Origin of the sequence: Acidicapsa ligni (assembly GCF_025685655.1) — a bacterium.
Taxonomy (GTDB): domain Bacteria; phylum Acidobacteriota; class Terriglobia; order Terriglobales; family Acidobacteriaceae; genus Acidicapsa; species Acidicapsa ligni.
In genome coordinates this window covers 249774-261551 of record NZ_JAGSYG010000006.1, presented here as the reverse complement: position 1 = coordinate 261551, position 11778 = coordinate 249774, and the positions used below count along the sequence as shown (strand labels likewise).

The 11778-nt window shown below is 56.3% G+C and carries 12 protein-coding genes; all 12 read right to left on the bottom strand.

Going from position 1 to position 11778, the window contains the following annotated elements; all coding sequences use genetic code 11:
* Nucleotides 1-227: 227 nt before the first annotated feature.
* Nucleotides 228-530 (bottom strand): hypothetical protein, encoded by a 303-nt coding sequence (locus OHL19_RS19455; protein WP_263359492.1) that lies wholly within the window; start codon nucleotides 528-530, stop codon nucleotides 228-230.
* A complete protein-coding gene (locus OHL19_RS19450) occupies nucleotides 527-1267 on the bottom strand; it encodes a hypothetical protein (protein WP_263359491.1) in 741 nt (246 codons plus the stop codon). The genes OHL19_RS19455 and OHL19_RS19450 overlap by 4 nt, the downstream gene beginning before the upstream one ends.
* 10 nt (nucleotides 1268-1277) lie before the next feature.
* Nucleotides 1278-2684, bottom strand: coding sequence for a type IV secretion system protein (locus OHL19_RS19445; protein ID WP_263359490.1), 1407 nt, complete (start codon nucleotides 2682-2684; stop codon nucleotides 1278-1280).
* A 7-nt stretch (nucleotides 2685-2691) separates the two neighbouring features.
* Nucleotides 2692-3603: a hypothetical protein gene (locus OHL19_RS19440; RefSeq protein ID WP_263359489.1), complete on the bottom strand. Its 912-nt coding sequence runs from the start codon at nucleotides 3601-3603 to the stop codon at nucleotides 2692-2694.
* Nucleotides 3604-3614: 11 nt separating this feature from the next.
* Entirely contained in the window at nucleotides 3615-4457 is an 843-nt protein-coding gene (locus OHL19_RS19435) for a hypothetical protein (protein ID WP_263359488.1), read from the bottom strand.
* Nucleotides 4454-7096 carry a VirB4 family type IV secretion system protein gene (locus OHL19_RS19430; RefSeq protein ID WP_263359487.1) on the bottom strand — a complete coding sequence of 881 codons (2643 nt, stop codon included), beginning with the start codon at nucleotides 7094-7096 and terminating at the stop codon, nucleotides 4454-4456. Before OHL19_RS19430 ends, OHL19_RS19435 begins: the two co-directional genes overlap by 4 nt.
* Nucleotides 7093-7296 (bottom strand): hypothetical protein, encoded by a 204-nt coding sequence (locus tag OHL19_RS19425; RefSeq protein ID WP_263359486.1) that lies wholly within the window; start codon nucleotides 7294-7296, stop codon nucleotides 7093-7095. Before OHL19_RS19425 ends, OHL19_RS19430 begins: the two co-directional genes overlap by 4 nt.
* 4 nt (nucleotides 7297-7300) lie before the next feature.
* The gene (locus tag OHL19_RS19420; RefSeq protein ID WP_263359485.1) at nucleotides 7301-7642 is read right to left on the bottom strand and encodes a hypothetical protein; all 342 of its coding nucleotides are present in this window, start codon (nucleotides 7640-7642) and stop codon (nucleotides 7301-7303) included.
* A 10-nt stretch (nucleotides 7643-7652) separates the two neighbouring features.
* Nucleotides 7653-8102, bottom strand: coding sequence for a hypothetical protein (locus OHL19_RS19415; protein ID WP_263359484.1), 450 nt, complete (start codon nucleotides 8100-8102; stop codon nucleotides 7653-7655).
* A 10-nt stretch (nucleotides 8103-8112) separates the two neighbouring features.
* The gene (locus OHL19_RS19410) at nucleotides 8113-8775 is read right to left on the bottom strand and encodes a hypothetical protein (RefSeq protein ID WP_263359483.1); all 663 of its coding nucleotides are present in this window, start codon (nucleotides 8773-8775) and stop codon (nucleotides 8113-8115) included.
* 15 nt (nucleotides 8776-8790) lie between these two features.
* Entirely contained in the window at nucleotides 8791-9225 is a 435-nt protein-coding gene (locus OHL19_RS19405) for a hypothetical protein (RefSeq protein ID WP_263359482.1), read from the bottom strand.
* Nucleotides 9226-10462: 1237 nt separating this feature from the next.
* Nucleotides 10463-11764, bottom strand: coding sequence for a hypothetical protein (locus OHL19_RS19400; protein WP_263359481.1), 1302 nt, complete (start codon nucleotides 11762-11764; stop codon nucleotides 10463-10465).
* Between the last annotated feature and the right edge of the window lie 14 nt (nucleotides 11765-11778).

Here is an 11778-nt window from a genome sequence, read left to right as displayed (position 1 = left end):
CACTTGTCTGGCGCTTCCAACGAAGTGACAAGAGACCTGCTGATGCCGGTTTCCTGTATCTCTTCGCCTGGCCGCCCGGGTTAGGGGTGGATGTGGACCGAACCAGGCTCGAGATTGCAAACCGGGTCAGCGGAATTCCTCATCGCAGTGCGATAAGGCGTCAAAGGAGGTTGACATTAGCCGTGTTTCAGGTATGTCTCCTCTTTGAATCCCGTGACCGTGCGGCCCTATTTACGCAGAGGCCGCTTTACCAATGTCGGAGATCCTCCCTGTATCTCCGCCTCCGCCTTGTAGGCAAGGAGGGTATAAATAACTCCGTTCTTCGACTGGAACGCTTTGATCAATGCTTCGCCTTCAGTCGCCACTTCAACTCCAAGCTCCGGCTTCTCGGCAGACGATCCCTCCTTGGCGAGGAAGTACCGAACGATCTCTTCCGTCTGTTGACGCGGTCGCCGGGTCCGTCTGGGTTCGGCCGACTGATTGAGGGCCGGCTGAGTCTCCGCGACTTTAGTCAGTTGGGCGTCCATCATTGACCTCCTTTGTTTGGTGCGCCATCGCTTTCCGGCATGGCGTTCGGCGCGGCGAGGATCCGGTCACGACGCTCACCGTCGATTGGGCGCTCGGTATATTCCGCGATCCAAAGTCCGTCGGGGTTCACATCTGACCGGCGGTCCGCAATCAACCGCACCCGGTACTCGTTTACGAAGTGATCGGTAGACTCCACCCCTTTCGAGAGACGGTGAACGTCCTTCACTCCGTAGATCAGATAGGTCAGAGGCTCGCCGGACACGGGTTTGATCTCGCGCAAATGGAACACTGACTCGATCTGATCGTCGTCAATCTTTCCGCGTGTATTGTCATCCGCCATCGCCTTGATCGTGTATGCGCGGAGATTCCGCGTCATCATGTTCAGGCTATTGGCCCAATGATCGTCGACGTCCGCCGGAGAGTAGTTCAGGTAGGTCCCGAGGAATCGTTTTACAAACGCCTCATCGAGAAACTGATCCGTGCCAGCGATAGCCGCGTCAAGAGGCGCGCCCTTCGCGGTCTTGCCTAACACTGCCGCTTCACCGTTGGGACCGATGCGAATAACCGTCGGTGGCTGTAGACGGACAAAGATCGCAAACCCGATGGCAAGCAGCGCGATGGGAACAGTTAGAAATGCAAGGAGCCACGCCTTATTGGCATTGGCCTTCAAGGCGCCATCGACCTCGTAATATTTGGGCGGGACCGCGATGGGCGCAGTCGCAGTGCTATTGCTCTTCATGGATTACCTCCTATTTCCTGTCGTCGTCTTTGCTCCGCACTGTACTCGCCACTCCGCGCGCCACAAGCCGCGCGGCATGATAAGTTCCCCAGGTTCCAATGTTGTAGCGATGCACGGTGGGGCCTCTCTTCGCCGGTTGCGATGAGCGAGCGCCACTGGTGGATTTGTTAGCGGACCCACCGCCGGATGAACTCGAGCCGGTTGCAGCCGCGACTGATTCGCCTGCACTCTGCCCACTCGTGTCCGCGTTGCCTTCTCCCAGAGCTTCGCTCATGGAGTTGCGAATTTGTTCTGCGTGTCCTTCAATCGTGGGACCGCCGCCAAGCCCTCCGCCCCCCTCACTCGTGCGAGCGGTTGCGGAGGATCCAGGGCTGCTCTGCGGAGGAGCCGGCTGGTTCGCGCCTGGTGAAGTCGCGACCGATCCCCCTGCGCTCGAGGCTGCGCCTGCAGCCGACCCACCTCCTGAAGCTCCTGCTGCTCCGCTGGCTCCCGCGGCCGTTGCACCCGCCACCGCACCCTCCACTGCAGCTGCGCCCGCTGTCAATGCGGTAGCGGCAGCACCGATCAGCGCACCAGCGGTAGATCCGACGTCGCCGCTCACGATCCTCTTCGCAATGAACGGAATAACTGCGATTGCGAGGGAGTAGATGATGCTTGTCGCTCCAATGAGGAACGAACCCTCAAGATTTCCCAAGCCGCCAAGGAAGTTATTCTGACTCAACATTTGGCCCACCTGGCCCATTTGCACTGCGCTCAGAAGAGCTCCAAAGCCCCCATACAAAATGGGCCACGCATTCCAGATCATCACGTTCTCGACGTAGGCTTTGGCAAGACGATTCGTTGCGCCGAGAGGCATGAGGGCAATCACGATTGGGCCAAAGATATACAGGATGCTCCCGTAGAAGATGTAGAAGAATCCGAAGATCGCTATAACGACGGGATACAGGATGTACGCCACCAAGATGAGGACGGCGTCGATTAACCCGGCAATCGAGCCAGTAATCAAACCCCACATTTGCTGCGCGCCATCTTGACTAAACTGGGTTTGGATGTCGGTTGCCCAATTGTCAAAGAGATTCCCTGCGCCCGAGGCATTACCGACCCAATTACCTGCGTTCACAAAACCTTGATTGACCGCAGTGAAGACCGTGCTGTAATTCATCACTACAAGGGCGGTGACGACATACTTGATGAGATTTGTTCCCAAACCACGTACATCACCCCCATGCAGCGCCGACTGGTACATCTGCCAAAGGAACCCGACCAGCAGGACGACATAGGCTGCGTTCTGCATTCCGGAGGTGATGCTGGTCGAGTTGATGCCGGACACGGCTTGCGTCAGAAAACGCTCGAACAGGCTCAGTTGAGTCCCCTGAAAGAATGCGAGCATAGCGAGGCTGGGGTGAAGGAACGTCATGAGTGTGTCACCTGTTCGTGAGCGATCCGTTGATCAGGTTGTTATTGCTTGTATTGTCTGTAGTCGCAAGCTTCGAGACCTTGCTCTGATTAGCAAGGTCGATGCCGCGAGTCCGCATCAGTTCTGCGAGTGCAGCCTGCGTGTAAGCATTCGCGCGCACGACCCAGACATCTGCCTCTGCCTCAAGAATCGGAGCGCTCCCCGGTGCAGCCTGCGTAATCTGCTGCCCCATCTGATCCGCCTCATTGAGTTCGGCGGTCGCTAAGGCGTCGATCTCAATGGCTCTCTTCATCGCGTCTTGAGCCTGGGCGTCCGTCATGTCCGTCATCGTCCGAACGGCGGGTGACGACGAGTTCTGCGCCATCACCACGCCATAGACCGACTGAAACTGGGTCGATACCGTCGGCACATTGGCGGAATTGCGCGAGAGTAGGAGCGATTCAAGATTTTGCGACTGTGGCAACGTGGCACTGGACACATTCATGGTGCGGAACATATTGCTCATCTGAGTAAATTGGCTTTCCGCCTGCATTACCGAACTCTTGGCTTGGTTAATCGCCGTGAGCGGATACATCACCTGTTGCTCGTACTTCGCTGCGCTTTGTTCGTACTGGTTGATCGTCTTGAGGGGAGCCGCGATATAGGTGTTCATCAGCGATTGCATCTTTGACAATGCGGCCATGATGGCTGCCGTGTCGATGCCAAGCTGGCCGTGCGCGTGCCTCGGAATGACGATCAAGAGACCGAGAGCTGCACAACCGATCTTGAGAGCAGTCGATCGATACCAGGGGCGCCTAATGAGTTTCACATTTGCATCGCTCGCTCTTATCGGCTTCGCGGATTCGGACACAGGTTGCCGCCTCTTCCACCAGAAGAATGGTTTGCGCACCTTGTCGGGATTGTTCTTTGGGTCTGTCATAGCGGCTCTCCTTATCGGGTCAGCGTTCCATTGATGAGGCTGTTTATGCCACCCGTCGAAGTGGTTCGGCGCTTTACGAGAACATTGTCGTGCGCGATGCGGCCCGCCTCCTGCCGCAACTCTGCCGCAAGCATCATTTGCATGTAGGCCTGACACCGAAGGTTCGCGACTTGTGCTTGTGCAGTCAGATATGGATTCGAGCCCGGCGTACTCACCGCGACTTGGTTTTCCATCTGATTTGCGGTCTGGAGGATGAGATCCTGGCCTTGGTCCGCGACAAGAGTGGTTTTGAGGTTTTGTTGACCCAAGGCGTCGTCCATGTCCATCATCACGCGGTCTTGTGGTGATGCGGCATTGACCTGTGGAATCGCACCGTAGTTCGTCGTGAAACTGGCTTGAAGCGAAGGAATCTGCGTCGCCAGCCTGCTATGCAAGATGGACTCGAATTGCTGCGGGCCGGGAGTAACTGCACTGGTGAACGATGTCGTAAATATCTGGTTCATCGAGTTGCGGAAACTAGAGATTGATGTCGAAACGAAGCCGCGAGCCTGGTTGAGCGCAGCCAGGGGAGCAACCGTCGTCTGGTAGAGCTTCGTAACCTGCTGCATAACTTGGTTGACGGAACTCAATGAAGTCCCGATGTCGCTCTGGATGGAACTAAAGATAGAGTCAAAGACTGTTAGGAATTGAGCGTGTCCCAGCGTCGGCAACGCAACTGTGGCTGCCACAGTCAGCGCAGCAATTCCCAATCTCCTGTTCCAGCGAGTCCGACGAGGCGCTCTTGGGGATGGGTCGTTCCCGGCATCGGGCGCGTCGTTCGGACGCAAATCGGTAGGTTTCGTCGTGTCGTTCATTGCGTCAGTGCCTCGTGCATTTCTCCGGACAACTCGATAGGGAGAGGTCCGATCTCTGCTAATCCCCTTGGATACTGTTCAGCGAGTCGTTCATAGGCTTCGATCGGCGGAAGTTGCCGATGCCGACGCAACCACCACTTGCGATAGTTGCGTTCGCGCGCATAGGTCGTCGTGATCCAGTAGTCGACCGCACTGGGAACCACACGAATCGAGTGTGTGGATTCTGCCTTCTCTCCAATCGCAATAAGGAACTCGGCACTGTGGCCTTTTTTAGGGTGAGCAAAGGTTTTGATCTGATTGAGTGCGGTCTCATTCAGGTGAACATGCTCTCGAAGAGCCGTCATATCACCGGGCTGCTTACCTATGATTTTGGTCGTTGCATTCTTGACGATGCCCGCTCCGTGCTCATTCGGCCGATCGGGCGTGCCTACGAAGTCTTCGGGCGTCTGACTGATACCCCAAACGCTGGCGTTGCGTTTGCGCGCCGTGCGAAACAGTTGCACCACCACGCTTGCCAGGATGGGAGACTCGAGAAGCGCCCAGCACTCATCCAGCAAAACGATGCTCGGCCGTCCCGCGAGTCCGGATGCTCGATAGGTGGCGGTGTGCGCAATCAAAAGACTCTCGGCGCGTTCGAGGCGCGGATCGTCTTTCAGCTTCTCGACGTTGAAATACAGCCATGGATTGTCCAGCTTGACTGTGGTTGGCCGGTCGAACAATCGCGCATAAGGTCCGTCATCGACCCAAGCGCGAAGCTTGGTCGATGCCATTTGGGCCATCGCATTGATCTTCTGATTCCTGTCGCGGTCCTGCCAGTGTGCAAGTTCTGCGGCCAGATCCCCGAATAGCGGAGTTGGGTTCGACGTCTTTGCGCTGCAGCGTTTGTAGGTGGAGGTGATTGCCTCGAGAAGAACGCTGTCGAGCAGGTCAATGTCCAGGTCCGGAGGGGTGTTCTCCCCGAGCATATGCCGGGTCAGATTTTTCAAAAACGAAATCTGATCGTTGGAGGGTTTCGTCTCTCCCCTTGGAAGGTCCCAGGGATTGATGGTCTGGTCGCTATCGAGCGACATCTCGATCATCTCGCCGCCCATCAATTCAACAAGGGGCTGATAGGAATCGCCACGTTCGAGGATGGAGATTAGTGGATTCGCGCGAGCCGCCATTAGGAGCATCTGTTGAGCGGCCAAGGTCTTACCCCCTCCGCTCTTCGCCATCAGCAACCCATTCGCGTCGGAGAGGTCCGGGTCGAACATCGAGAAAGGAATGAGCTGGCGAAAAGGGGTCTCAAACAGGATCAAAGGACTTCTGCGCGTGCCGGTCCATGGCATCTCCACCGGTACCAGATCCGCGACGTTCGAGGTGAGCATGTCCTGGTCTCGCTTGTCCGCCTCAGCCATGCCCGGCAACGTTCCGAGAAAGATGCGCCGCTTGGCGATCGTTTCCATCACGGCCTTCGAGCCATTCATATGCGTAAAGGCGTTGAGCACTTCTTGCGTCCGGTTGGCGAGATTGCGCTCGCATCGCTCGAGGTCGGCGAATGTCACCGCTGGCTGCGAGGTGCGGACTACAACCGAGAGACTCAGCTTCGCGGTCTTCAGAGATGACGAGATAATGTCGCGCTGCACTTGAATGAGCTGGGCCTGTGCCACCTCAGCTTCCGGGTTCGACTTGAAGTTGCCGTTCGCATCTTTCTGCGCTGCGGTCATCTTCTGGAGGCGCCTTTTGTAGGATTTGAGTACCTTCACCTGATCGGGAATAACTACTTGCCCGCTGATGACTAGAGGAAAACCGAGCGTGGAGAAGTTCTGCAACATTCCAGGGAATGTCGCGTCCGGAAGCTCTTTGAGGCTGATGACTGAATAGAGGTAGCCATCGATGTTCAGGTACGTCTCAGTTTCATTGAGAATGCTCGCCTGCGTCGCCTGTTCCCGCGCGCTCCGATACTCAAACATCTCCTCACCAGGCACATAGGGGCGATGATCACGACGGATCGGATGTTGTGAGTGCTTCAGCTCCTCGAACAGGTCTTGCGTCGAGAGCCTCCGGGGACCAAGGTTGGCCGCCTCCATCGACCCCTCGATACCCCGGAGAATTGACTCGAACTCGGCAAGGTATGTTTCATGTTCCTTGCGGGTTCGCTGAATTGCCTTCTTCTGGCTGACCGTGAATCCGCCAACCTTTCGGTTCTGTTGCATGGAGTGATACAGCTTCGCGTGAATACGCGGGTCCCAGATGAGATAGACATGGAGTCGGTTCTCAAAGAAGAAGCCGTTCTTCTCCTTTTGCTGCCACATGCGCAGACGGTGGGTATCGAGAGCCATGACTTCGGCTTGTTCTGCTCTCTGTTGTCCGACATAGCTCTCTAGTAAGTCGCCAAGGTGTTCGGAGATCTCGTAGCGGAACTGGATGCGCATACTGACATCGGGCACGCTGCGGAAGAGGGCTTCGAGCATCGACTTGGTCTGATTGCGGTCGCCGTCGGTAGCGAAGTAGGCCAGAATGCCTCGCAGCTCGTATCCCGCGGCCAAGGCGCCGTTTGTTCGCACCATCACGTTATCGCCACTGGGAAGATCGCGCAGCGGCAGCAGTTCGCAGACCGCTGGAGCCTTAAGCTTCTTTTCGTGTTCTGCATATGTCATTGGCATAGCTCTCTTCTCCATTTGGTCACGGGGGGCTTGCCGTCGCCATCTAACCTCTCGGCCGCCATCACCGCGAGAGGCGTAATCCCTTCGTGAAATCGGGATGCGAAGACCACGCTTGCGAACACGGCCTGGGCTGCTTCTGGGTCGAGCCGCAAGTTGACCATCCCGTCCGCCTCTGTCTTGATCGAAGCCCGCATACTGCTACTCCTCCTCGACCACGTAACCATCTCGCAATTGGGAATCTCGCTCAAGTGCGCACCACGCCCGCGGAGCAAAGAACGAACGCAGAAGATCTGTCAGATAGCCCCGTGGCCTGCCGTACTTGAACAGGATCAGGAACGGAACAGTCAAAACCGGAACAACGAACTCCATAAAGATGTTGAGTGGCATTCCCAGAAAATGAGCATTGTTGCCTGCAAAGTGAGCAAGAAGATTCATGAGTGCCGCCAACGCGAGCACGAGGATGAGGTCTTCAAACTCAAGACCAAGGAATGTGACCTTGGTATGCAAATTGCGATGAACAGGGGTCAGATCTAGACTCATGACATTCTCCTCAAATCCCATGTGCCTGCGTCACCATCGATTCGGCGAAGCGCAGTATGCCGGAGACCATCAACGCCGCTACTGCGGCGATGAACTTGCGAATCCAGCTTGAGCCTGGGTAGATCTGATCGAGCACGCCACCCATATGTAGGGCCATTGCTGCAAGCTGCGTGAGCGCGAACATGGGCAGAATCACATTGGCCGTCCAATTCACCAGGCTCATCGTTGCCATCCAGAATCCGTCGGCACTGGTCGCACCTGCGTTTTGCACGAAGCCCTCAAGAGCGCGAAGCATGCCTGAGCACATCAGCGAAGCGAAGCCGCCATAGAGCAGGTGCTCAAACGGATGACTCTTGCTGTAGCGGTAAACAGCACCCGCGAAGAACATGCCGGCCATCGTCGGCATGATGGTGTTACCGGCCCATGAGGCGAGATTCGTGATTGCGCCATTCAAACTCATCGGTCGCTCCTCAGGCCGCCATGGCCTGAAAGAGTGTGAGTAATCCACTCACGCTCAAAAATGAAATTGCGGCGAAGACCATCCGCGTCCACGGTCTGTGCCTAACGAAATTGATGACCGCTCCTACGCATGCCAGTCCTGCTGCCGCTGGCATGATCTGCCCAACGATGTAATTCCAAAGGGACGTAAGCATATCGGTCGTTGCGTACTGGTCTCCCGAATTCCATCCCTGCATGAGCTGCATGGTGGCGGAAAGTGACATCAGAAAAAGAGCGGCGATGATCGAGGGAAGCGGATTTTCTCCAGCAGCTCCATCGAGCGTCGCTTTCAAAACGAAATATGCCGCGAGTACCGGAACCAGCTTGGCGACTACGATCTGATTGACGAACGCTTTGAACACCGTCTCCATACTTGCGATCCAGCTTGTTCCTACCGAACCGCTCCCGGAGGGAACGGTAATGCCTTGTGCCGCAATCCAGGACAACAGTTGTGGAAGCGTCAGAAGGACCACGGTCCACAACACCCACTTTCCAGTCCTGCCATTCACATGGAAGTTGGTCCCTCCTTCATGCCGCAAGCTCACGCCCGCGGCGGTCAGCGTCAGGAACGCCGCGGGTACAGCGAGGTCGAGCAGCATCTGGAGGAGATCGAGAAGGAATTGCGGCACTGGCATGACGATGAGACCTCGTTACTGGATTCCCTGCGCCTGAGTGATAAATCCTTCGGCCATACGTCCCAGACCGGAGATCACCATCAGTGCGACACCGCTGACGCCCCAGCCCATGTATCCGCGGCCGCTCTTGAAGTGCCAACCAGCGATACCGAGGCAAGCCACCGCAATGACCGGAGCGATGACGTTGCAGCCCCAGTTCACGATGTTGAGGACAGTGCCTTCGACTGTGGTCGCTTGCTGGCCTTGAACCGCCTGACCGAATTGTGGAGACGTTCCGAGGTTCTGAGCGATCGCAGCGACTGGAGTGAGAAGGCTTCCGAGCAGCACGAGAGCCAACGCGAACATCAGAGCGGCTCGAACCCAGTTGGTTTCATCGGGACGATGAATGACGGTGGTGAGTGGTTGGGCGGCCCCTTCGGAGCGACGCCAGAAGACTGGTGCGGTTCTCATATCTCTATCTCTCCTGGACTCGGCTGCTCAAGGCCTCCGCGTCGAGGAAGAGAATCGGTTGAATCCGAAACTCGGTCAAATTGACGTGCCAAACGATGAAGGATGAGTTATCTCCAATCCTTCGTAAGATTTGCGAAATGGTAGCGCTTTCGGCGACCTTGAAAGTAAATCCCGAAGTGGCTGTGTTCAAACGAAAGAGCTAAAATCTCCGTCAGGATTGAGTAGACCGCGTATGAAACTTTCGCCGGTTCAGGGCTCAGGCAATGGCGACACTACCCCACCAGAACTCGTATCGCTGTGACCAGTGTGGAACTGGCGAGATCGTAGCTGTCCCGCTTCTGTATCAGCAAGGCACACGGACTTTCTCGAGCACGTTTAGTCACGGAAGCAGCCAGTCTTATTCCGCACAGATTGCAGCTCCTCCCAACCCGAGGGGTTACATCCGGCCTTTCGTACTCTGGGGATTCGCGATCTTTTTCTTCGTCTTTTGGGGCGGGGCGGGTTTCAGCAAGATCGTTGAGGAACCATCTACCAGATCGAACTTAGGTCACGCCGTCGGATTATTTCTTGTTCTTGGCCTGATCTGTTTGGCTGGCTTGATCTTTAATCTCCTTCGAACCGCTCGATATAACCGCGAAGTCTACCCAAGGCTCCGTTGGGACTGGAGTCATACTTACATGTGCCGTCGTTGCGGTAAATTTCGTCTGATCCCCTCATAGCTTCTCCTCACTCCGCTATCCCGCTCCAACGGGATATTCAGCGAGGCGCTTTGCCCGTTCGCATAGAAAGCCATTGGGAACGCCCCTGACTCAACTCCAAAAGGATATAGAGATCGCCAATTGCCCGTTCGCATTATGGGGTTGTGGAGTCTATCTTTCCCCTTCTCAACCAAGGACAACGCACAATCTTGACTCATTTGAGCAAAGGGCAATCGGCCGAGAGTGCCCACATGCGCACTGAGCCCCACGGACCGCCGTTTGCTCATTCTTGGGAAGGGTCAGCAGCGGCTATCTGCTCGCTTTCGGATCGGGTAGTGGGGATCGTTCTCGGCTCAAGTTCTAGCGTGAGACCTCATCGGGCGAACAATCCAAATCGTGTCCGACTCTCATCCCGACCTCACGGCCTCTATCGAACGAAGCCCCGCACTCCAATGGCGCACGGGGCGAAACATCGGCACCTGCTGCACGCAAAAAAACCCTGGCCGTCGGCCAGGGCTGAGAGAACGTCCACGTCGCGTTTATTGAGTCGCAGAGGCAACTTTGTGTAGCTCGGCGGAGCTCTTCTCCTGATGCTTTGTGAACACGACGTAGATCTTCGTGTCCGCAGGAACGGAGACGACGATGCGACTGTTGGCGCTGAGGTTCATGACCTCCGAATCGCCGGCAGTTCCGATATTTTCCGCCAGCCGCTCTCGCAACATGTCATCCTCTGAGAACGCGGCGCTGCTGTTGTTGCCGGCGATCTCCGCTAGCACCGAACCCATTCCTGATGCCGCCCGCACTAAAAAGTTCTTGCCTGTGTTTTTTCCGGAGACGCTTCCTTTGATCGGGCCAAGATCGAGCCCGAGACCAATCGCATCGATCTTCTCCCGCTTCTCATCCCGGTTTCCATCCAACAGCCGAATTTCATCGAATTGGACGTTGATGAGTCCAGTCCGATCGGCCTGTACCAGCTTGCCGTATATACGGGCTCCGGCGGGAACGACGATCTTATCCCCAATAGCGTAGGTGTACTCCACCACGGCCACAATCGGTTCCTGAACGGCGCTCGATATCTGAGTCTCGAGCTTGGCTTGGATGCGCATGCCTGGCGTCATTTCCAACGATGGCGCGTCGTCACCGTCGAAGGTAAGTTTGGTCGCTGACGAAACCTGCGTTTGAACCTGATTGCGAACGAAGATGAGCGAAGGTTCTTTGAGAGTATTTTGTTGTTGTTGCTGCGCCGTCTGGGAAGTAGCGCTGGCTGGTGTAGCCTCGCCGTAGGGCTGAGGCTCTTCCCACTTCTGCTGCGTGTCGGCGAATGAGGGGACACTCCCGAGAGAGCCACCCGTCGCCGGCTTCTGCGCGAGTTGAGAGTTCGTTGTAGGCGTGACCTTCCCATCCAGGGAGCGGGTGCGCTTGATGTCTCCCGGGCCAAGCTGACCGCTCGAGTTGTCTGGGGCTGGGGTGCGGACTGTTTCCATCACAGGTGTCACGCTGCCTTTGGGCTGTTTTGCCGCCGCCGAGCTTGTCTGTAGAGTGTTCGGCTTCGCGGCATTCTGCTTCTTCGGGGACTTTCCCACGAGCGCAGTAAAGACAAAGAACAATACGGCGACCGCGAGACCGCCGCCGAGAAGAATGAGCTTGTTCTTGCCGATTCCCGTTATTCCGTTGATGCCTGCCCGCGTCGCGAAGCCGTCAACGTTGGCGATCTCAGGCACGTCCTTGAATTCTGGATCGATCAAGTTTGGCGCTGGAGGTGCTGCGTGAGGGGCCATCTGATCGGAAGATTCATCTATCTGAAGGCGATTGCCGTTTAAATCTTTGTCCTGAACGTTCATACTCTGCACGATCC